This window comes from Mesorhizobium sp. B2-3-2 (assembly GCF_006442295.1).
In the GTDB taxonomy this organism is placed as follows: domain Bacteria; phylum Pseudomonadota; class Alphaproteobacteria; order Rhizobiales; family Rhizobiaceae; genus Mesorhizobium.
This window is the reverse complement of sequence record NZ_VFWA01000009.1, coordinates 25,485-45,577: the sequence shown is the minus strand read 5'-3', so window position 1 is coordinate 45,577 and position 20,093 is coordinate 25,485. Positions and strand designations below refer to the sequence as shown.

Here is a 20,093-nt window from a genome sequence, read left to right as displayed (position 1 = left end):
TGTGGCCCCTTTCGGCACCCGCTGGTGGCGGGTCAGGCGCTTCCAGCGCGCCGACCTCGCGGCCGTCCCCGACCTTGCCCTACGCCCCAACCACCCCCGCGTCCCGCGCGCACTTAAGCCAACCCCGCCACCGCTAATTCCCCCACGGCCATCCCCGGAACACGAACGCGGTGGTCTCACCCGTGCTCTGTCGCCCCACAAAGTCGCCGCAGACCAGGCCTGTTAGGTCGCCGGCGACCAGCGCGGGTCGACCATCGGTTTGGGCATCTTTTCTCCTGTTCGAGGTCGTCGACAACGATGCGGCCGAAGCGGCGCATGGTTTCGGGCAGCCAGGGCAGTGCGCGGTCGGTGATGGCGGTGAAGCTTCCCGGTTTCAGCCAGTTCGCGTCGAGGAACCGTTCGGGTTCGGGAACCAGGGCCACCGTCGTCACCACAATGTCGGCGCCCTCCACAGCGGCCCTTGCCGTGTCGCTGGGGATCGCTTCCAGGCCGCGTGCCCGCGTCATAGCTGGCGATCTCGGCGAGCGGCCTGGGCTGCCCGGCCGGTGTTGAACTGGCTTTGCCCATCCCGATGCTCCCCTCCGCCTGGTGTCCAGCGAAACTCTAGCCGAATCTGGGAGGGCTTGTCTGTAGCCGTGGTCAGCCGGCGCGTTTCCAGCAGTCGATGATATGGCCCGGCTCGACCTTCTTGGCTATGGGTCCGCCTGATGGCGGTGGATGAGGATTTGGGCCGTGCGAGTTGCCGGTTCAGACTGCGGACCGCTTGTAACGCAACGCGTACAACGCGATGCCGCATTAGAATGCCTGCTTTTGGGCAATCAATGTCGTTGTGGCCGACTTGCGCCGCATCCTGTCCCTCCAGCCTTCAACTGACGAGGAGCAATCACCCGCATTGGGTCCACCCAAATTCGCAGGCCATTGCGTGATGCCGCTCGGTGCGCTTCTATCCGTGCTAGGCCATTGGGGGGTAATCATTTGTCTGCCAGGAACCAAACGTCGACCGGCCACGAAGCGAGCGAGGCCGGGTGGCTCGATCTTCATTTCGAATCGTCGCGGCCCGAATATGAGGCGGCCTTGCTCGATGCCGGCATCCGCCCGGGCTGGCGCGTGCTCGATGCCGGTTGCGGCAGCGGCGGCTTCCTGCCGCTCATCGCGAGCGCCGTCGGCCCCTCCGGCTTCATCGCCGCGCTCGACCTCGCGCCCGAAAACATCGCCCGGGTCAAGGCGCTCGCGGGCACGCTGTCCGAGCCGCCGGAGATTGCCACGCATGTCGGCAGCATCCTGTCGCTGCCATTCGCCGACGCATCGTTCGATTGCGTCTGGTCCGGCAATGTCATGCAGTATCTGACACCGGCCGAGTTCGAGCTTGCCGTCGGCGAGGCCAGGCGCGTCTTGAAGCCGGGCGGCATCTTCGCGGTCAAGGATTTCGATTCGACCATCCTGCAGATCCTGCCCATGGACCGGGCGCTGCTGGCGCGCTTCATGGCGGCCAGGCTGCAGGGGTTTCGCGAGCGGGGCGTGCTCGGCACCGATTGCGGTTCGACGCTTCCGGCGCGCCTGCGGCAGGCTGGCCTGGAGATCGTCAGCCGCAAGGGCTGGCTGGTCGAGCGCTGGGCGCCCGCGCCTCGCTTCACGCGCGACTATGTTCGCGACCTGCTGGCCTATTTTGCCAGCGTCGCGCCGGGTTACGCCCTGCCTGACGCCGACCAGGCCTATTGGCGGGACCTGAAGGAGCGCCCGGATCGCCTGCTCGACGATCCGGACTTCTGCTACCGCGAGTTCTTCGTCACGGCGGTTTGCCGGATTTAGCGCTTCGCCGCGACGGCCGAAGCGTGGCGCTGCGCGAGGCCGCAGGCAAACCCGCTTCCGAGATCGAGGTTGAGCCAAGGCGCATTCGCCAGCCCTCCGCTCAAATGGCCGGCTTTCGAGCGAATTTCTTCGCGAACCGTTAATTCGGCCGTGCTGTTAATAAGCATCTGCTAATGAACTGGTTCGCGCGGGGGTACGCAATGACCAAGAATCTCGGCAATGCACGCTACGTGCCGCCAAAGGAACAGCAAAGCTCTGTCTTCGGCAAGGTCGCGCCGGCCTTGTTCCCGCTGGCCGTGGTGGCGCTCGGCTACCTGATCGGCAGGCAGTTCTTCGGCCTTTAGGCTCCGCCATCAGGCGCCGGTTTCGGCGGCGATCTCGGCCCTCGCTTCGGCGCGGATGCGGTCGCTGGCCAGTAGCACGACCGGGCAGGCGACGGCGGCCAGCACCGCGGTCGCTGTGTCGCCGAAGAACAGTTCTTCGCCCGGCCGTTGCGCGACGCCCATGACGACCATCGCGGCACCCTTGGCCACTTCCCTGGCGATCGCTTTGTCGGGCGTGGCGCGGGCGCGGATCGCGGTGTCGACGGCGACGCCATAGCGGTCGGCGAGATCGACGACATCCTTGAGCACCGCCTCCTCGCGGCGGTGCGAGACCGAGCTCGACCGGCTGCCTTTCCTGGCCTGCGAGACATAGAGGGCCTTGACCCGCGCCCGGTGCGGCCGCGCCAGGGCGAGCGCGAGATCGACGGCGCGGCGCGAGACTTCCGTGCCGTTGACCGGGACCAGTATGGTCGCGCCGGCTTTCAGCATCGGCATCTTTCCGGCGGATCTGGCGCCGTTCAGCACCAGGCATAGCGGGCCGTCGAAGCCGCTGGTCATGTCGTTGAGCGCTTCGGTGAACGAGCCCTTGGCGGTCAGCGCATTCTCCAGCCCGACCAGCAGCAGGCCGTAGCCCTTGCGGGCTTCCTCGGCGATCGTCTCGGCGGTGGCCTGGGGCTCGGTGCGGGCGATCAGGTGCACCTTGTCGACCGGCGTGTCCTCGGCCTTGCTGACGGCCCTGGCGCTCTTTTGCGCGCCGCGCTTGACCTCCTTCGAGGCGCGTTCCGGCCCCTTGGTGCCGGCCGGGCCGGCGATCTTGCCATCGGGCAGGTGGAGAAGCGTGGTCGGCATGCCGCTGCCGCCGCCGACAAGCCCGGCGAGATGCGCGGCCAGCTTGCCGACCGGGCTGTCGTCGACCAGCAGCAGCAGCCGTTCCAGCTTGGAGACGAAGCCGCGCTCGTCGAGCAGCTCGCGGTCGACGCGCTGCTTTTCGGCATCGCCGACCGGCAAGCGTCCAAGCGCCCAGCGCAGCATCGGCGGCATGGCGAGCGTGGTGATGACCGCCATGGTGACGATCATGGTGAACAGGTTGTGGGAGAGGATGTTCATCGACAGGCCGATCGAGGCGACGATCACCTCCGTCGAGCCGCGCGCGTTCATGGCGCTGCCGACGGCGGTCGCCTCTTTCAGCGTCATGCCGGCGAACCGGCCGCCGATGAAGGCGCCGCCGAACTTGCCGATGCTGGCGATGACGACCAGCAGCAGCGTCAGCAGCGCCAGGGTTGGATCGACGAGCACGGTGAGGTCGGCCGAAAGGCCCGCCATGCCGAAGAAGATCGGCATGAAAAGCGCCGTGATGACGCCGCGCAGCTGACTCTCGATGTGGCTGGAGAGGATCGGCGATTCGCCGACCAATATGCCGGCGACGAAAGCGCCGAGCACGGTGTGGACGCCGATCAGGTTGGTGATCAGCGCCATAACGCCCATGATGATCAGGATGACCGATATGACGGCGTATTCGCTGCGGAAGGAATCGTTGCTCCAGCGGATCAGCGTGAACACCAGCCGGCGGCCGATGGTGAAGGAGAACACCATGAACAGCGCCACTTCGGCCACCGTTACCACCAAGGGCACGATTTGCAGGCTGCCATTGGTGGCGATGCCGAAGGTGACGGCGATGATCAGCCAGCCGATCGTGTCCTCGATGATGGCCGAGGAGATGATGACCTGGCCGAGGTTGCGGCGCATGAAGTTCATCTCGCGCACCACCATGGCGACGATCTTGACCGAGGAGATCGACAGGGCCGTGCCGAGGAAAAGCCCGGCGACGACGCGCTCGCCGGGGTTTGGCAGCAGCGTGTCGGGCAGGACTTGCGCCAGCGCGAAACCGCAGGCAAAGGGCACGAGGATGCCGGTGACCGAGATCGAAAAACACGCCGCGCCCACCCGACGCACCAGGCGCAGGTCCGTCTCCATGCCGGTGAGCAGCAGAAGCAGCAGGACACCGAGCTGGGAGACCGCCTCGATCATGCTCTTCTGCGCCGGGTCGGTCGAGAAGATCAGCTGCTGCGCACCGGGCCAGAGCCAGCCGAACAGCGAAGGCCCAAGCAGGATGCCGCCGATCAACTGGCCCATGATCGCCGGCTGGCCGTAGCGCTGGAAGATTTCGCCCAGGCCACGCCCGACCAGAAGCAGAAGCACGATCTCGGCGACGAACAGGCCCTCCGCCGAGCCGCCCATGCCCGCGGCATGGCCGTTCGCCTGCGCGGCCCAGACGGGGTGCGCCAAGGCGCTCGCGGCAATGGTCAAGACGGCCAGGAGAGATGTCGTTTGCAGGCGCTGCCGGTCCATCCAGCCCTCAACAGATGATTTCCGGAACACTGTTCCCGTTCGGCAGGATGCGGGCTGGCCTGTTCCGGCAGGATCGGATCAGGTCCGCACGCATCGCTGCTATAAACGTGCAAGGCTGCGCAAGGTTGCGCGACACATCCTAGCCCGACCGCTTCGGACCGGCTGCTGGAAAGGGCTGCGCCAGCGACGCCGGGGCGGGCGGCGGCTCCGGGCCGAAGACGCTGCGGCCGCCGAGCAGGTGCGACTGATCGAACTCGCCGGCGACGATCTCCTTCAGGCTCGGGCCGGTGACGTAGCGCTCCAGCCGCCGCGCCTGGCCGTCGAGCCGCTGCAAGGCGGCAAGCTCCTCCTCGCGGCCGAGCTTCGCCTTGCTGACCGCCGACTTCATGACGGCGATGGTCTCGTCATAGACCTTCAGCGGCACCGGGAAGGGATGCCGGTCCTTGCCGCCATGCGCCAGCGAGAAGCGCGCCGGGTCGGAAAAGCGGCACGGCGCGCCATGCACCACCTCCGCCACCATCGCCAGCGCCCGCACGGTGCGGGCGCCGACGCCCGGCACCAGCAGCAATTCGGGAAAATCCGCCGGGCCGCTCTCGATGGCGGCGGAGATGTTGCCGTGCAGCCGGCGCATGACGATGTCGCTTTCGCGCACGTCATGGTGCGCCGGCATGACCAGATTGGGCAGCATTGGCTGTGCGCTCTCGCGCTTTGCCGAAGGCTCGTCCGCCATGGGCTCGATGGCGGCGAATTCACGCACGATCCGGTCGGGACCGAGCTGGCGCAGAACGTCGAGCTGGCCGCTGCGCGAAGCCTCGGCGCGATGGTCGGTGAGGTTGATGATCTCGCCCTGCCGCTCGCCCTCGATCGCCGCGTGCGGCTGGTCGACGAAACTCCTCAAGCCTTCCGACAGCCAGTGGTAGCGGCGCGCCTGCCTCCTGTCGCCGTTCATGCCTTGCTGGACGACCACCCAGCGGCTGTCGTCGGTGACGATGAAGCCATGCAGATAGAGGTCGAAACCGTCCTGCACGGCGGCGCTGTCGACCTTGGCGACCAGGCGGCTGGCGGTGGCAAGCGCCGCCCCGTCGAAGCCGACGCGTTCGCCGATCATTTCCAGCTCATGCGGCGTCTTGCGCGAATGGGCGCCGCGGCCGCCGCAGACATGGATGCCGAGCTCGCCCGACAGCGGCGTCAGCCCGCGCTTCAGCGCCCCGATGACGCTGGTGGTGATGCCGGACGAATGCCAGTCCATGCCCATCACCGCACCGAAGGACTGGAACCAGAAGGGATGCGCCAGCCGGCGCAGCAGCTCGTCGCGGCCGTAATGGTGGATGATCGCCTCGCACAGTACGGCGCCGAGCCGCGTCATGCGGTCGCCCAGCCATTTCGGGACCCGTCCGCCATGCAGCGGCAGGTCGGCGCTGCCGCTTCGCTGCGTCACTTGTTTCGATGCTCCGTGGCCGGCCGCTCGAGAACCGGCTCTCTGCGCATCTAGATGGCATCCATGCTGCCATTTTCCAAGAGTCACGTAGACCACGGTTCGCATCTTGAATCAGAATGGCGCACTACCCGATTGTTCAAAAAGGGTTTTCATACGTCGGCTGGCGCTAGACATGCACGTCGCCGAAGGAGAGTTCGCCATTGTCGTCGGGCGTCAGTAAGGCGGCCGCCAGCAGACCGGCATAGAGGATCGCGACCAGCGTGACGATGGCCACGCCGGGCACGGGACCCAGGGCGGCGGCGTTGACGGCCTCGCGCAATGTGCCGACGAAACCGACCGGCGCGGCCTGGTCGAGCAGGCTGGGCGTCGACAGTTTGAGGATCCAGGCGAGCAGCAGTATCAGCATCATGTGGATGTAGTTGCGGCGCAGACGGCGTGCCAGCGCCACCCGCTGCGAGACCAGGAATTTCGGCGTGCGCAGGCTTTCTCCGACGATCAGCAGCCAGTCCGAGGCGAAGTCCGGCTGCGGCGAGAAGATCTGCGCGAAATAGTGGCGCTCGAACTGGCGTACGCGGGCGCGGTAGACGTCGAAGAAGCGGTAGCGCCGCGCCTCGATCCACAGCAACAGCAGCACCAGCAGCATGGCGAACAGGAGCACGCCGTGATGGGCGCTGGCCGTCGACAGCGACACCGACAGCATCGCGGCGACAACGGTGATCGCCCAGTTGCTGGTCCTGTCGATGCGGTCGCGCCATCCCGCCATGCGCGCAATCTCGGCGCGATGGAAATGCGACATCACGGTGACCATTTCGCCAGGCGAAAGCGTCCTGCCGACGGGCGTTGCCGGCGCATCGTTCATAGTTCCCTCCCAACCCAATGAAACGTGTCGAAGGCGATCTCGTTCCGCCGACGGCGGCCTGGGGTTCGGCAGCGGCCTGGATTGCCTCGCTGAAGACATACTGCGCCAATAAAAGGCCAGGCCAACGGCACTATTTCGGAGAATATGTTTGAATCTCGTTGTCAGGCGTCCAGTCGCCCAGGCTTCAATTCGCGGGCATGGACAAGCCGGACTTGCCTATCGCGCGGATATTGACGGGCTGCGTGCCTTGGCGATCGTTCCGGTGGTGCTGTACCACACCGGCATTCCGGGTTTTGGTGGCGGCTTCGTCGGCGTCGACGTGTTCTTCGTCATCTCCGGCTTTCTCATGGCGTCGCTGATTTCGAGGGAGATCACTTGCGGTGATTTCAGCTTGCTGCGTTTTTACGAGCGTCGCATCCGACGGATCTTTCCGGCGCTCTTTGCAGTTCTGGCGGCTTCGTCGATAGCCGCATGGTTCCTGCTGATGCCCACCGAACTGGAATACTTCGCCCGCAGCCTGAAAGCCGCAGCCTTGTTCACATCGAATATCGAGTTCGAGAAGGAAAGCGGCTACTTCGATGTCGGTGCGCAGATGAAGCCGCTGATGCACACATGGTCGCTTGCAGTCGAGGAGCAGTTCTACATTCTGTTTCCGCTGCTGCTGGTCGCAATCAACCGGTTCGCGCGGCGACACACGGTGTCCATCCTGGTCGGGTTACTGACCGTCTCGTTTGTGGCGAGCGCATGGACGGTCTTCCGTTCGCCGGTCGCGGCGTTCTATCTCCTGGAGTTTCGCGCCTGGGAACTGCTCGTTGGCGCGCTGCTTGCCTTCGGCGCGATACCGACGCCGACGCGGCCGCCCATGCGGGCAGGCTTGGCAGCCGGCGGCATTTTGCTGATCGCCTTAGCCGTGTTCGGATTCAACGATCACACTCTCTTTCCCGGCCCGGCGGCACTGCTGCCCTGCCTCGGCGCCGCGCTGGTGATCCATGCACGCGACGAGCAAGGGCCGGTCAGCCACATCCTGCGATCGAAGCCGGTTGTGTTCATAGGCTTGATCTCCTACTCGCTCTATCTGTGGCATTGGCCCGTCATCGTGTTCAGCAGGGCGATGGCCGACCGTGAATTTTCCGTGCTTCACGGCAGCCTGATCGTCCTGACGTCGCTCGCAATCGCCGTTTTTTCGTGGCGGTTTATCGAACGGCCCTTCCGCGGCAGCAATGCCTGGGTCGGCCGGCGTTCGTTGTTTGCCGGAGCGGCCCTGATGGTTGCTGTGGCCGTCGGCTTTGGAACCGATGTGATCCGCGACAAGGGCGTTCCATCCCGTGTTCCTGTCGATGTTCGCAAGGTCTACGCCGCGACCTACGATGAAAGCCGGTTCAGCGTGCCGCCCTGTTTCGCCGATTTCGATGCAACGGGACCGACGCCGGCCGACATACGCGCAGGCAAGCTCTGCCCGCTCGGCATCGAGCATTCGAACAATCCCGCCTTCCTCGTGTGGGGAGACTCCCACGCCGGCGCAATGGCTCCGGCCATCGATGCAGCCGCCACCCGGACCGGCGTTGCTGGTCTCTTTGCAGGACATGCTTCATGTCCGCCTTTGCCGGGCGTTCAGTTGACGCGGCGTGGCCATACCGAACAGTGTGGCGATTTCAATGGAGCAGTGCGCGATCTGATCGCGTCCAGGCACATCCCGCTCGTCTTCCTGCTGGCCTACTGGCCCAAATACGTGCACGATTCCGAACTGCCGAACCAGGGCGTTTATTTCGATCCGTCGGTGCCGCCGCCGCTTGAAGACAAATCCGCCTCGGTCGTCGAAACGCTCGACCGCCTGATGGGGGAGTTGGCGCAACAAGGTACCAAGGTCGTTTTGGTCATGGACGTCCCGGAGATGGGACATTATATGCCGGAAGCCGTCGCCAGGGCGATGATAGCAGGACGTTCCACGGATGTGGCCCCGCCATGGGATTATGTCGCGAAGCGGCAAGCGCTCTCGCGCGCGATCTTGACGCGTCTTGCCGCAAAATACGGCGCTGCCATTGTCGATCCGCTTCCGGCGTTCTGCAGCAATGGCCACTGCGACTCGGTTCAAAACGGGCTGCCGATCTACAAGGATGCCGATCACATCACCGCAACCATGGCGAGGAGCCTGGCCTCTCTGTATGTCCCCTTGCTGTCAACGGCTCGTCGGTCGCCGGCGACGACCAATCCCTGAACATCCAGTTGCGTTTGGTGGCTGGCGGATCCCAACTGTGCGATTAACAGGCCGTTCAAATAGAACGCCGAGCGACATCGTGAGGGATCTGCTCATTGGCGAGCATGTATACGGTGTCATGGCAGCGGCCTCCTTCAAGGGTTTAGTTGAGCCGGCTGAGATATTGAGTTGGTGGGTTTGGCATGTCGGAAGCATTTCGGCATCGGCGATGTCGGCGCCGCCCCTTGAGAATCCCTGCGCCTTCGGCAAGATGTCGGTGACGGCCGAGATGCGAACATGAACAAACCGATCCCCACCGCGCCGCCACTCAAAGCGGCGATGGCGCTGACGGAGGCGCTGGTCGCCCGCACCTTGCGCGCGGTCGAGGATGCCGGGCCGACGCCGGGCATGGTCTACATGACCGACGCCGACTATGCGCGTTTCAGCGACGAAATCCTGGCCGATGCGCCGGCCGGGCCGCTGAAACTGTTCGCCTATGGCTCGCTGCTGTGGAAGCCGGCGGGCGAGGTGAGGGGAGGCGAGCGCGCGGTGGCGACCGGCTGGCACCGCTCCTTCTGCTTCACCGTGCAGCGGTTTCGCGGCACGATCGAGCAGCCAGGCCTGATGATGGCGCTCGACCGTGGTGGCCAATGCCAGGGCATGGTGTTCGAGATCGCGGAGCCGGTCGCCGACAATCTCGAGGCGCTGCTGCGCCGCGAGATGACCATCCTGCCCGCCGTCAACGTGCCGCGCTGGCTGCGGGTCAGGACGGAGGGCGGCATGTGCCGCGCGCTCGGCTTCGTCGTCGATCCCGCCAATGCGCGCTATGTCGGCAGGCTCGACAAACGGGCGGTCGCGTCGACGCTGGCCCGGGCCGCTGGCCATTGGGGCTCGGGCGCGCAATATCTGTTCGAGACCATCCGCCACCTCGATGCCTGCGGCATTCGCGATCGCAACCTGTGGCAGTTGCAGGCGCTGGTGGCCGAGGAGATCAACCGCGTCCACGCCACGGTTTAGCGATCGGCGTTCCCAGCGCAGCGCGACCCGGAAGATTCCGGACGCTTTTCCCCCTCCAAATCTTCGCTTGACGAATACATATCCCGGTGGTTATACGTCCATCAATAGCCAACGGGTTATCGATTAAATGCCGGATGCTCATGATGCGCTCTTCAGGACGCTTGCCGACCCGACGCGGCGCGCCATCTTCGAACGACTGTGCCGCCAGGGAGAGCAGACGGTGGGAGCGCTGACGATCCAGTCGGGGGTCTCGCAGCCGGCAGTGTCGAAGCATCTTGGCGTGCTGAAGCAGGCCGGGCTGGTGCGCGACCGCCATGAAGGCCGCCAGACGCATTACAGCGCACAGCTCGGCGCACTGGCGCCGCTGATGGACTGGACACGGGAGATGGCCGGGTTCTGGGAAAGCCGGTTCGACGATCTCGAGGATCTGCTCAAAAGGATGGACCAGTGAACGACAGTGCCGCCGGGACCCGCACTGTCGTCGTCGAGCGGCAGATTTCCCATCCGCCCGAAAAGCTCTGGCGCGCGCTGACGCAACCGCATCTGATCGAGGAGTGGCTGATGAAGAACGATTTGAATCCGGTCGTGGGCCATCGCTTCAACATCAGCACCGCCTGGGGCGGCGTGCTGGATTGCGAGGTGCTTGCCGTCGAGCCGCACAAGACGCTGTCCTATACCTGGAACCTCGCGCACCAGGACCCGGCCTTCGATCTCAGGAGCGTGGTGACCTTCACGCTCACCCCGACGCCTGCCGGAACCCATCTGCGCATGGAGCAGTCCGGTTTCCGGCCCGAGCAAAGGCGGGCCTATGGCGGCGCCAAGATGGGATGGCCGAAATTCCTGGAGAAGCTGGAAGAGCTCCTGGCGCGGACGGACTGAAATCCGCCGGCCGGGGTTCATGGCGAGGCCGTTCGAGGGCGGCCCGCCGCAAACGAAACCTATGGAGGACATGCGATGAAGATCAAATTGACCCGCGTCTATGTGGACGATCAGGAGAAGGCACTTGCCTTCTACACCGACGTGCTGGGCTTCACCAGGAAGGCCGATTTCAGCAACGGTCCGTTTCGCTGGCTGACCGTCGCCTCGCCGGAGGAGCCTGAGGGAACCGAGCTGCAGCTTGCGCTGAACGATAACCCGGCGGCCAAGGCCTACCAGCAGGCCCTGTTCAAGCAGGGCCAGCCGGCGCTGATGCTCTTCACCGACGACATCAAGGGCGATCACGAGCGCATCAAGGCGCGGGGCGCGGCCTTCGCCATGGCGCCGACGGAGGTGACCGGTTCGACCATCGCGCAGCTCAACGACAGCTGCGGCAACCTCATCCAGATCACGCAGCTGGCGCGCTGGTAGGGCCCCGATTTCAACGCATATTGCAAAGGAGGCAGCATTGGACTGGAGCAAGTGGATCAGGCAAATTCACCGCTGGTTGTCGATCATCTTCACGGCAACCGTGGCCGCGAACTTCATCACCATGGCGTTCGGGCAGCCGCCCGCCTGGGTGGTCTATTCACCGCTCCTGCCACTGTTCCTCCTGCTGTTCAGCGGCCTCTACATGTTCGTACTGCCCTATGTCGCAAAGACACGCGACGTTCAGCGCGCCAATGGATAGGAACGGATGGCGAAATCGACCAAACCCGCTACTGAGGCTCCTTCCGTAAAGTTGCTGTCCGGCGGCAACCCGCAGATCGCCAAGGGCTATGGCGATGCGCCGGTGCAGGCCTATATCGCGGCCATGCCGGACTGGAAGCGCGAGGTTGGCCAGCGCATCGACACGCTGATCGAGCAGGCTGTCCCGGGCGTGCATAAGGCGGTCAAATGGAACTCACCCTTCTATGGCATGGAAGGCGAGGGCTGGTTCCTCAGCTTTCATTGCTTCACGAAATACATAAAGGTGGCCTTCTTCCGCGGCATGTCGCTGCGCCCGGTGCCGCCTGGCCAGTCCAAGAGCAAGGACACGCGTTACCTTGATATTCATGAGGACGAGTTCGACGAGGCCCAGTTCACCGACTGGGTGAAGCAGGCGAGCCGATTGCCCGGCGAACGGATGTGAGATTTGCGCGCCGGGGCCCGGATTTGCCGCGCGCAACAGAGCGCCTATGATCGGGCGGACGGGGCGGTGATCGCCCTCAAGCTTGAAGGAGAACGGACATGACGAAGAGCGGGTCGCCAGAGGAAAGGTCTCCTTCGCAGCTCATAGACGGCAGGATCGAGGAGCTCGGCGACTGGCGCGGCGAGATGCTGAGCCGGCTGCGCGGCCTGATCAGGCAGGCCGACCCCGAGATCGTCGAGGAGTGGAAGTGGCGAGGGGTCCCGGTGTGGGAGCATGCCGGAATGATCTGCACCGGCGAGACCTACAAGAACGTCGTCAAGCTGACCTTCGCCAAAGGTGCGGCGCTGCCCGATCCATCGCACCTGTTCAACTCCAGCCTGGAAGGGAACACCAGGCGCGCCATCGATTTCCAAGAGGGCGAGGAGGTCGACGAGGACGCGTTCAAGGCGCTTATCCGAGCCGCCGTCGCTCTGAACAAGTCAAAGGCCCGGCGATAGGCTCCATGTGACTGGCACCGAAGAACGCGGCGGGCAGAACGAAGGCTGTCGCCTTCATCGCGCGCCGTTCTGGCCTCCCCCGTCCCTCAGCCACACCAGCATCTCGCCGGGCTCGCGGTTGTCCCAGGCGAAATAGGGGATCGCGGTCAGCCGCGTCTGTGTGGCAGCGGGCGGATCGGTGCGGTAGAGCCCGTTTTGCCAGCCCTCATCGGTATCGGCCAGTGCCGCGGCCGAAAGCGTCACCACGCCGCCCAGCAGATCCGGCTCGTCATGCGCCTCGATGCTTGCGATGCGCGGCAATACGATGCGATGCAGGCTGCCATCATTGTCGGTCGCCTCGACGCAGTAGATCAGCGGGCCGCGCGACAGCGCCACGCGGCCGGCGTCCTGACGCACCTGCGGGTTGGCGTAGAGCCGTTCGATCGGCATTTCGAGATCGAGGCGGACGCTATCGCCTTTCTTCCATGTGCGCCGGATCGCTGCGTAACCCTCGCTGGTGACGTCCTCGAGCTTCACCGTCTCGTCATTGACCTTGAGCGTCGCGCCGGTGCTCCAGGCCGGCACGCGCAGATGCAGGGTGAAGGCGACCGGCGCCTGCGGCTCGATGGTGATGGCGACCGCGCCGTCCCAGGGGTAGCGGCTCGCCTGCGTCAGTGCTACCGGCACGCCCGCTATGTCGAAACGAGCGGTGGAATCGCCATAGAGATGGACGGCAAGCGCATCGTCCGCCAGGCTGTAGAAATAGCCGCCGATCGAGGCCACCATGCGCCCGATATTGGGCGGGCAGCACGGGCAGCGGTGCCATTTCCATCTGTTGTGCCGCCCCCGGCTTTCCAGCGGGTTTTCGTAGAAGAACAGCGAGCCGTCGAGCGACAGGCCCGAGATCGAGCCGTTGTAGAGCGCCCGTTCCATGATGTCGGCGTAGCGGGCGTTCGGCCCCATGCCGAGCATGCGGCTGGCCCAGAACACCAGGCCGACGGCGGCACAGGTCTCGGCGTAGGCGCTTTCATTGGGCAGGTCGAAGTCGCTGGTGAAACCCTCATTGTGCGCCGACGGACCGAGCCCGCCGGTGATGTAGAGATTCTTGCTGGTAAGATCGTCCCACAGCCGGTCGAGTGCCATCCGCAAGCTGTCGTCGCCATATTCGGTGGCGATGTCGGCCATGCCGGAATAGAGATACATCGCCCTTACCGCATGGCCCACGACCTTGTCCTGCTCGCGCACCGGAATGTGCGACTGGCTGTATTCATAGGTCTTGAAATGATAGGCCTTGGGATCGGCGCCGCGGGCGCGCGCCTCCTCGTCGAAATAATGCGGTTGCTGCCCGCGCTGGTCGATGAAATATTTCGCCAGCTCCATGTATTTGTTCTCGCCCGTCACGCGCGCGAGCTTCACCAGTGCAAGCTCGATCTCCTCATGGCCGCAATAGCCCTTCTTCTTGCCGGGCTCGGGCCCGAGCACCGAGGCAATATGGTCGGCATAGCGGCACATGACGTCGAGCAGCTTGCGCTTTCCGGTCGCCTGGTAATAGGCGACGGCGCCCTCGATCAGGTGGCCGGCGCAATAGAGCTCGTGGCAGTCGCGCAGATTGGTCCAGCGCAGGCCGGGCTGGATGCGCTGGTACCAGCTCGAGAGATAGCCGTCCGGCTGCTGCAGCTTTTCGTAGAGGTCGATGACGGCGTCGATCTTCTTCTCCAGCTCCGGGTTCTTGGCGCGGTAGAGCGAATAGGCCGCCGTCTCGATCGTCTTGCCCCAGTCGGAGTCCCAGAACATCTGCGTCGTCACCGTCGAGCCGGTGAAGCCGGGGGAAGCCGCCTCGTCGGGCGAAGGGGAATGGAACGGGATGACCACGCCGGGCGAGGGCCGGTCCGGATCGATCTGCTCCAGCATGCCCGCCTCGACGCAGCGGTCGTAGAGGATATCGGCGGTGCGCGCGGCGACGGCGTCGGCACGGTCGCCCCAGAAGCCGTGCACGTCGACCTGCGGCACCGGCAGCGGCCGGAAGGCGAGTTTGGGCCTGGAGGCGCTGGCAGGCTTGGCGGATGACGATGCGGTCATGAACTTACTCCATTCGATCGATTACTTGACGGCCCCGGCCATCAGGCCGCGGATGTAGAAGCGCTGCAAAGCCAGGAACAGGATCAGGCACGGCACCATCATCACCGTGACGCCCGCCTGCACCGCGCCCCAGTCGATGGCGCCGAAGCGGCCGGACTGGAGTGCGGTCATCATCACCGGCAGCGTGAATTTGGACTGGTCGGTCATCAGCACCAGAGCGGCGAGGAACTCGTTCCAGGCGCCGAGGAAGGCGAACAGCGCGATGGTGACGACGCCCGGCCAGACCAGCGGCAGCATCACCTTCAACAGCATGGTGGCGTTTCCGGCGCCGTCCATGCGCGCGGCCTCCTCGATCTCGCGCGGCACCGCGTCGAAGGCGTTGCGCATCATGAAGATCGAGAACGGCAGTTGCAGCGTGACATAGACGCCGACCAGCCCGGTCAGCGTGTTGTGCAGGCCGAGCTTGGTCAGCACCAGGAAGATCGGCGTCAGGATCGACTGGAACGGAATCATGATCGTCGACAGGATGAGGACGAAGAACAGGTCCTTGAGCGGAAATCGGAAGCGCGAGAAACCATAGCCGGCGAGCACGGAGACGACGACCGAGACCAGCACGGTCATGACAGAGACGTAGATGCTGTTCTGCGCCGAGACCCAGAGCCCGTCGCCGAACGTGTTGAGGGTGGCGTAGTTCTCCAGCGAGAAGCCTGTCGTCGGCCAGGGCGGCAACGGCGGCTGGCGCGCCTCCTGCGCCGGCTTGAAGGCCGACAGCGCGGCCCACACGATCGGCGCCACGAACAGCACCGAGGCGATGATGCCGGTAGAGTGCCTGGCGACGCTGGCAGCGAGCTTGCCTTGAGTGGACATTGCCTGCGCCATCAGTCGAGGCCCTCGGGCTTCCTCAGCAGCCAGAGCTGCACGAGGCTGAGCGCAACAAGGATTACCAGCAGCACCATGGAGAGTGCCGCGCCATAGCCGAGCTTGAACGACACGAAAGACTGGTTGAAAATCCAGTACACCGCCGTCAGCGTCTGGTTGCGCGGGCCGCCGCGCAGGATGATGTAGAACTGGTCGAAGGCGAGGACCGAACCGGCCACCGACAGGATCAGGGCCAGCGCCAGGGTGCGGCGCATCAGCGGCAAGGTGATGGCCCGGAATCTTGCGAACGGGCCGGCGCCGTCGATGACGGCCGCTTCCTGCAAATCCTGCGGGATCGATTGCAGGCCGGTCATCAGGATGATCATGGTGAAGCCGGCGACCTTCCACACCACCATGGCGATGATCGACCAGAAGGCGGGCTGGAAGGTGGCCAGAAGATTGAATTTCCTGTCGATCAGGCCGAGGTTGTAGGCGGCCGGGCTGAACAGGCCGGAATCGACGTTGAGCAGCCATGACCAGAGCAGGCTCGCCGAGGCGAAACCGACCACGGCCGGCATGAAGAAGGCGGTGCGGTAGAGATTGGTCAGCCGGCGCGGCCGTTCGATGAAGATGGCCAGCGGGAAGGCGACGGCGAAGATCGCGATGGTGACGATCACCGTGTAGTAGCCGGTGAATTTCAGTGCATTCCAGAACCTGGTGTCGCGCAGGATCGCCACGTAATTGTCGAGGCCGATGAAGGAGTGCTCGCCCATCAGAGGCCAATTGTGCAGCGACATCCACGCCGTCATGCCGAGCGGAATGACGAAAAACACCATGACCAGCGCCACGGCCGGCGCGACGTAGATGAGACCGATCCATTGCCGGCGCCCGGCGCCGACCAGTTTTCGGGCGCGGGACGGTGCGGTGGTGGCGGCTGTGATGGTGGTCATGGCCGCTCGCTCTCCTCCGGTTGGGGTGACAATTCCAGCTTGGGTTCCTCTCCCCCACTTCGCGAGGGCGGGGAACCCAAGCTGGATAGGCCGGGCAGATGTCTCGAAGCTTCCATGTGGATTAGCCCTGCCGTTGGCGATGCGAATTCCGGCCACCCGCCCAGGGAGACAGGCAGGCGGCCGGCAGGCGCCTATTTCTGCGGCGCCTGGTCGATGATCGACTGCATGGTCTCCTGGGCGTTGGCGATGGCGCCGTCGACGTCGTCGCCGAAGAAGACCTCGTTGATCATCTGCGTCCACGGACCGTTGGCGGAGTTGATCAGGTCGTTGAACACTACCGAATAGGGCGTCTTGCCCTTGGCCATCGCCTCGGCCGCGACCTGGTAGCGCGGGTCGAGGTCCTTCAGCGCGTCCTTGGCGATGTCGCCGCGCACCGGCAGGCTGCCATATTTGGCCAGGATCGTCTGGCCTTCCAGCGAATAGGCGAAGTCGAGGAACTCCTTCACCACATCGATCTTCTTGGTGCCCTTGGTGACGACGAAATTATCGCCGCCGGCAAAGGACGACCAGCCGCCATCCTTGCCCGGCAGGAAGGTGATGCCGTAGTCGATGTCGGGGTACTGGGTGTTGAGCGCGCCGATGGCGAAGGCGCCCGACGGCGAGATGCCGATGTTGCCGCCGGCGAAGGCGGCGAAGAAATTGGCGCCGGTATCGGTCTGGGCGCCTTCCGGCACCAGGCCCTTCTTGACCATCGAGCGGTAGAGGTCGATGGCGCCGCGTAGCTGCGGGCTGTCCAGCGTCGCCTTGGAGCCGTCCTGCGAGAGGATGTCGCCGCCGGAGGCCCAGACCAGCGGCGTAAAGGTGAAGATATTGCAGCCACCGCAATTGCCGGAGAAGTAGAAGCCCTTGATGTTGCCGCCGAGCGCATTGACCTTTTCGGCGTCGGCTTCGATCTCGGCCCAATTGGCCGGGCCCTTTTCGGGGTCGAGGCCGGCCTGCTTGAACAGCTTCTTGTTCCAGATCAGCACGGAGGCGTCGGCGGAGAAGGGCAGGCCGTAGATGCGGTCCTTGTACGTGCCGGTCTTCACATGAGCCGGTGACAGGCTGGCGAAATAAGGCAGGGATTTCGCCCAGTCGGTGATGTCCTCCAACTGGCCGGCGGCGGCGAAGGAGGGCGTGTAGATCAGGTCTAGCGACAGCGCGTCGGGCGCAGTGCCGCCGGCGGCGGCGGCACCATATTTCGGAATGATCTCGGCATTGGGGATGATGTCGAGCTTGATCTGGTTGGTGTGGCCCTTGTTGTAGGCATCGACGATGCGCGGCATGAAGTTCGAGCCGTCGGCGCGCACCCAGATGTTGGCGGTCTCGGCGGCGGCAAATTGCAGCCCGCAGCCGAGTACGGCGGCCGTCAAGGCCAGTCTGGCAATCAAAGTCCTCATGTTCTCCTCCTCCACGTTTTTGCCGCGACGCGCGGCTTGCCGCCGATTGCGGCCTTTTGGTTCTTCAGCCGTCTTTCTCACCATCTGGCAGGCGGCCGCATGACTGACGCACCACCAGCCGGCACGGCAGTTTCCGGATGCCTGGCGCGGCGGGCTTGCCGCCGACCAGGGAAAGCAAGGTCAGCCCCGCTTCGCGGCCGAGCGCAGCCAGGTTCATGTCGATCGAGGTCAACGGTGGGCGCGTCGCCTCGGCCACGATCTCCCAATTGTCGAAACCGATGACGCCGACATCGCCGGGCACGTCGAGACCGCGTTCGCGCAACGCATCGATGACGCCGCGCGCGATCTGGTCGTTGCCGCAGAAGACGGCGTCCGGCCTTTCGCTTGCGCCGTCGGCCGCGCCGTCGAACAGCCTCGCCACGGCTTCGTGTCCCCAGGCCTCCGACCACGAGCCGAGCAGCGGCTCGGTAACTGACAGGCCGTTCTCGGTCAGAACATCGCGATAGGCCTGGGCGCGGGCGTGCACCACGGCAAAGGTCGCCGGACCCGAGACATGGGCGATGCGCCTGCGGCCGAGTCGACAGAAATGCTCCACCGCCAGCCGCGCGCCCCCGGCGTCGTCGGAGACGAAGGCGACGGCGTCGGGATCGGGCTGGGTGAAGGCATAGATCACCGGGATGCGCAGATTGGACAGGTCGACCGGCAGATGGCGGTCGATGCGCTTGCCGGTGGCGATGATGCCGTCGACACGCTTATCGAGCATAGCCTCGACATGGAGCTGGCCGAGACGCGGATCCTCCTCGACATTGCACAGGAACACCGAGACGCCGGCGTCGACCAGCGCGTCTGATATGCCCGACATCAGCGGCAGCGAGAAGCGGCCATAGGTATCGTTGGTGAGCAGGCCGACGGTGAAGGAGCGCCGCCGCAGCAGGCTCTGCGCCAGGCTGTTAGGCCGGAAGCCGAGGCGCTGCGCAGTCTCGCGGATGCGTTCGCGGGTTTCGGCGGTCATGCGGCCCTGGTCGTTGAGCGCCTTCGAGGCGGTGGCGACGCTGACGCCAGCCTCGGCCGCCACGTCACGCAAGGTGACGGGCTTGGGAAAGGCTGGCTGATCGTCCAATGCCATCGCGGCGAGAATCCCGATTGGGAAAAGGTTTTCTCTTGCAGGCCGGAATGAGGCCCGGCCAATGGCCGAGCCCGATCGGAAATGTTTGGAAAAACCTTTTCTCAACCCAAACTAAGCGAGATCGAGAGACTGTTCAAGGGAAAAAGTGGCTGGTCCTCCGGTGGCGCGAGCCGGCCGCCGGAGGGCGGGCTCACAGGCCTTGCGCCCGGCGAGTTCATCAGGCGAATTCCTGGCAGCCGTCAGTGCTAGCACGGCGCGGGCCGCCAAAGCGATCGGCGACATGTCTATAAACGACTCTTCGGACTTAACGCTTCCGCAAATATTATCGGTTAGTTCGCTAGTCATGGCCTCGTGGCGGAGCGGCTACGCTGGAGACGGCAAATCTCTGAAGCCTCGGTTCGATCCCGAGGCGAGGCCTCCAAAATCATATAGCGTAGAGCATGCGTCGGACCATCGAGGGCGATGGGCCTTGCCAGCTTGCATTTGTTGCTTGGGCCGGACATTTCCCTGTCCTCGTCTTGGTTGTGACGGCGACGCGCCCGTTGCCCAGGCGACTTGCGCGCTTTCAGTCATTGGCGCATCTGACGATCGAGGTCAGGAAGGGCATGCGGCCGGTGTTAAAGCAGCCTATTTGCATTTGGCATGCAGGGCTCTCGCCAAAAGAGTGCTATGGGAGCGCGCGCTTGCCGCTCCGACTTTCCCCGACATTCGAGGCCATTTTTCGTGCGTGAACCGTCGCTGTTGCCCGTCTTTGGAAAACTTGGCGCCAAGGGACCCCTTGCCGTCGCGATAGAGTCGGTCCCGCCGGCAGGTATCGCCCCGCGGCTGCGGGAGGCTCTGGCCGCGCATGGCGGCATGGTGCTGAAGCTTTCGGCTGTCGCCTGGACGGTATCGGTCCTGGGCATGGTCTTCATGCTGCAGGGCTGAGGCTCATGGCCAACCGCTACGCACTGCGCATGGATCTGCCCCAAAGCTGGGCCATCATCGACGTCTTCACCGGCCAGCCCGTCGTCGTCAGGCAAAGGGCGATAGTCGGCATGAGCCCGCGCGACGCCAACGCCATGGTCGATCAGATGAATGTCCGGGACGTCAAGCGCCGGGAGAAGGCGGAGCGTAAATCCTGATCCGG

General features: G+C 64.7%; 21 protein-coding genes. 12 read left to right on the top strand and 9 right to left on the bottom strand.

Annotated features, from left to right (window positions below; translation table 11 throughout):
- Positions 1–176: 176 nt before the first annotated feature.
- Positions 177–506: a hypothetical protein gene (locus FJ964_RS20265; RefSeq protein ID WP_224713308.1), complete on the bottom strand. Its 330-nt coding sequence runs from the start codon at positions 504–506 to the stop codon at positions 177–179.
- A gap of 469 nt (positions 507–975) precedes the next feature.
- On the opposite strand from FJ964_RS20265, the gene FJ964_RS20260 reads away from it, so the two are divergent.
- Together FJ964_RS20260 and FJ964_RS31045 are read left to right on the top strand one after the other, a co-directional pair.
- Complete coding sequence (locus FJ964_RS20260) at positions 976–1,809, top strand: class I SAM-dependent methyltransferase (protein ID WP_224713309.1); 834 nt, start codon at positions 976–978, stop codon at positions 1,807–1,809.
- Positions 1,810–2,009: 200 nt separating this feature from the next.
- The gene (locus FJ964_RS31045; protein WP_181172547.1) at positions 2,010–2,153 is read left to right on the top strand and encodes a hypothetical protein; all 144 of its coding nucleotides are present in this window, start codon (positions 2,010–2,012) and stop codon (positions 2,151–2,153) included.
- A 9-nt stretch (positions 2,154–2,162) separates the two neighbouring features.
- Here FJ964_RS31045 and FJ964_RS20255 read toward each other — a convergent pair whose 3' ends face one another.
- The 3 genes from FJ964_RS20255 to FJ964_RS20245 form a co-directional block, all read right to left on the bottom strand.
- Complete coding sequence (locus FJ964_RS20255; protein ID WP_140552175.1) at positions 2,163–4,370, bottom strand: cation:proton antiporter; 2,208 nt, start codon at positions 4,368–4,370, stop codon at positions 2,163–2,165.
- A gap of 250 nt (positions 4,371–4,620) precedes the next feature.
- Complete coding sequence (locus FJ964_RS20250; RefSeq protein WP_140552039.1) at positions 4,621–5,919, bottom strand: DUF763 domain-containing protein; 1,299 nt, start codon at positions 5,917–5,919, stop codon at positions 4,621–4,623.
- A 166-nt stretch (positions 5,920–6,085) separates the two neighbouring features.
- Positions 6,086–6,778, bottom strand: coding sequence for a DUF2270 domain-containing protein (locus tag FJ964_RS20245; RefSeq protein ID WP_140552038.1), 693 nt, complete (start codon positions 6,776–6,778; stop codon positions 6,086–6,088).
- 148 nt (positions 6,779–6,926) lie between these two features.
- On the opposite strand from FJ964_RS20245, the gene FJ964_RS20240 reads away from it, so the two are divergent.
- The 8 genes from FJ964_RS20240 to FJ964_RS20205 all read left to right on the top strand — a co-directional run bounded on the left by FJ964_RS20240 (position 6,927) and on the right by FJ964_RS20205 (position 12,533).
- The gene (locus FJ964_RS20240) at positions 6,927–8,993 is read left to right on the top strand and encodes an acyltransferase family protein (RefSeq protein WP_140552037.1); all 2,067 of its coding nucleotides are present in this window, start codon (positions 6,927–6,929) and stop codon (positions 8,991–8,993) included.
- Between the two features lie 276 nt (positions 8,994–9,269).
- Positions 9,270–9,989 (top strand): gamma-glutamylcyclotransferase, encoded by a 720-nt coding sequence (locus tag FJ964_RS20235; RefSeq protein WP_140552036.1) that lies wholly within the window; start codon positions 9,270–9,272, stop codon positions 9,987–9,989.
- A 127-nt stretch (positions 9,990–10,116) separates the two neighbouring features.
- Complete coding sequence (locus FJ964_RS20230; RefSeq protein WP_140499215.1) at positions 10,117–10,440, top strand: metalloregulator ArsR/SmtB family transcription factor; 324 nt, start codon at positions 10,117–10,119, stop codon at positions 10,438–10,440.
- Positions 10,437–10,868, top strand: a complete 432-nt coding sequence (locus tag FJ964_RS20225) for an SRPBCC domain-containing protein (protein ID WP_140552035.1) — start codon at positions 10,437–10,439, stop codon at positions 10,866–10,868. Before FJ964_RS20230 ends, FJ964_RS20225 begins: the two co-directional genes overlap by 4 nt.
- A gap of 75 nt (positions 10,869–10,943) precedes the next feature.
- Positions 10,944–11,336, top strand: coding sequence for a VOC family protein (locus FJ964_RS20220; RefSeq protein ID WP_140552034.1), 393 nt, complete (start codon positions 10,944–10,946; stop codon positions 11,334–11,336).
- A gap of 37 nt (positions 11,337–11,373) precedes the next feature.
- Positions 11,374–11,595 (top strand): hypothetical protein, encoded by a 222-nt coding sequence (locus FJ964_RS20215; protein WP_140552033.1) that lies wholly within the window; start codon positions 11,374–11,376, stop codon positions 11,593–11,595.
- Between the two features lie 6 nt (positions 11,596–11,601).
- Positions 11,602–12,036, top strand: a complete 435-nt coding sequence (locus FJ964_RS20210; RefSeq protein ID WP_140552032.1) for a DUF1801 domain-containing protein — start codon at positions 11,602–11,604, stop codon at positions 12,034–12,036.
- 98 nt (positions 12,037–12,134) lie between these two features.
- Positions 12,135–12,533, top strand: a complete 399-nt coding sequence (locus FJ964_RS20205; RefSeq protein WP_140552031.1) for a DUF1801 domain-containing protein — start codon at positions 12,135–12,137, stop codon at positions 12,531–12,533.
- Between the two features lie 54 nt (positions 12,534–12,587).
- Here the strand turns inward: FJ964_RS20205 and FJ964_RS20200 are convergent, their stop codons facing one another.
- The 5 genes from FJ964_RS20200 to FJ964_RS20180 all read right to left on the bottom strand — a co-directional run bounded on the left by FJ964_RS20200 (position 12,588) and on the right by FJ964_RS20180 (position 18,964).
- Positions 12,588–14,591 (bottom strand): glycoside hydrolase family 127 protein, encoded by a 2,004-nt coding sequence (locus tag FJ964_RS20200; RefSeq protein ID WP_140552030.1) that lies wholly within the window; start codon positions 14,589–14,591, stop codon positions 12,588–12,590.
- Positions 14,592–14,612: 21 nt separating this feature from the next.
- Positions 14,613–15,470, bottom strand: a complete 858-nt coding sequence (locus FJ964_RS20195) for a carbohydrate ABC transporter permease (protein ID WP_140552029.1) — start codon at positions 15,468–15,470, stop codon at positions 14,613–14,615.
- The gene (locus tag FJ964_RS20190) at positions 15,470–16,399 is read right to left on the bottom strand and encodes a sugar ABC transporter permease (RefSeq protein WP_140552028.1); all 930 of its coding nucleotides are present in this window, start codon (positions 16,397–16,399) and stop codon (positions 15,470–15,472) included. Before FJ964_RS20190 ends, FJ964_RS20195 begins: the two co-directional genes overlap by 1 nt.
- Positions 16,400–16,590: 191 nt before the next feature.
- Positions 16,591–17,838, bottom strand: a complete 1,248-nt coding sequence (locus FJ964_RS20185) for a sugar ABC transporter substrate-binding protein (protein ID WP_140552027.1) — start codon at positions 17,836–17,838, stop codon at positions 16,591–16,593.
- 64 nt (positions 17,839–17,902) lie between these two features.
- Complete coding sequence (locus FJ964_RS20180; protein ID WP_140552026.1) at positions 17,903–18,964, bottom strand: LacI family DNA-binding transcriptional regulator; 1,062 nt, start codon at positions 18,962–18,964, stop codon at positions 17,903–17,905.
- 723 nt (positions 18,965–19,687) lie between these two features.
- Between FJ964_RS20180 and FJ964_RS20175 the strand changes: the two genes are divergently transcribed.
- Positions 19,688–19,891, top strand: a complete 204-nt coding sequence (locus FJ964_RS20175) for a hypothetical protein (RefSeq protein WP_140552025.1) — start codon at positions 19,688–19,690, stop codon at positions 19,889–19,891.
- 5 nt (positions 19,892–19,896) lie between these two features.
- Positions 19,897–20,088 carry a hypothetical protein gene (locus tag FJ964_RS20170; protein WP_140552024.1) on the top strand — a complete coding sequence of 64 codons (192 nt, stop codon included), beginning with the start codon at positions 19,897–19,899 and terminating at the stop codon, positions 20,086–20,088.
- Positions 20,089–20,093: the final 5 nt, after the last annotated feature.

Bases quoted from the DNA above. Each gene is read 5' to 3' on its own strand.
- FJ964_RS20265 (WP_224713308.1), bottom strand. From the start codon at position 506: ATGACGCGGGCACGCGGCCTGGAAGCGATCCCCAGCGACACGGCAAGG.
- FJ964_RS20190 (WP_140552028.1), bottom strand. From the start codon at position 16,399: ATGACCACCATCACAGCCGCCACCACCGCACCGTCCCGCGCCCGAAAA.
- FJ964_RS20245 (WP_140552038.1), bottom strand. From the start codon at position 6,778: ATGAACGATGCGCCGGCAACGCCCGTCGGCAGGACGCTTTCGCCTGGC.
- FJ964_RS20200 (WP_140552030.1), bottom strand. From the start codon at position 14,591: ATGACCGCATCGTCATCCGCCAAGCCTGCCAGCGCCTCCAGGCCCAAA.
- FJ964_RS20195 (WP_140552029.1), bottom strand. From the start codon at position 15,470: ATGGCGCAGGCAATGTCCACTCAAGGCAAGCTCGCTGCCAGCGTCGCC.
- FJ964_RS20210 (WP_140552032.1), top strand. From the start codon at position 11,602: ATGGCGAAATCGACCAAACCCGCTACTGAGGCTCCTTCCGTAAAGTTG.
- FJ964_RS20235 (WP_140552036.1), top strand. From the start codon at position 9,270: ATGAACAAACCGATCCCCACCGCGCCGCCACTCAAAGCGGCGATGGCG.
- FJ964_RS20180 (WP_140552026.1), bottom strand. From the start codon at position 18,964: ATGGCATTGGACGATCAGCCAGCCTTTCCCAAGCCCGTCACCTTGCGT.
- FJ964_RS20220 (WP_140552034.1), top strand. From the start codon at position 10,944: ATGAAGATCAAATTGACCCGCGTCTATGTGGACGATCAGGAGAAGGCA.
- FJ964_RS20255 (WP_140552175.1), bottom strand. From the start codon at position 4,370: ATGGGCGGCTCGGCGGAGGGCCTGTTCGTCGCCGAGATCGTGCTTCTG.
- FJ964_RS20230 (WP_140499215.1), top strand. From the start codon at position 10,117: ATGCCGGATGCTCATGATGCGCTCTTCAGGACGCTTGCCGACCCGACG.
- FJ964_RS31045 (WP_181172547.1), top strand. From the start codon at position 2,010: ATGACCAAGAATCTCGGCAATGCACGCTACGTGCCGCCAAAGGAACAG.
- FJ964_RS20205 (WP_140552031.1), top strand. From the start codon at position 12,135: ATGACGAAGAGCGGGTCGCCAGAGGAAAGGTCTCCTTCGCAGCTCATA.
- FJ964_RS20185 (WP_140552027.1), bottom strand. From the start codon at position 17,838: ATGAGGACTTTGATTGCCAGACTGGCCTTGACGGCCGCCGTACTCGGC.
- FJ964_RS20170 (WP_140552024.1), top strand. From the start codon at position 19,897: ATGGCCAACCGCTACGCACTGCGCATGGATCTGCCCCAAAGCTGGGCC.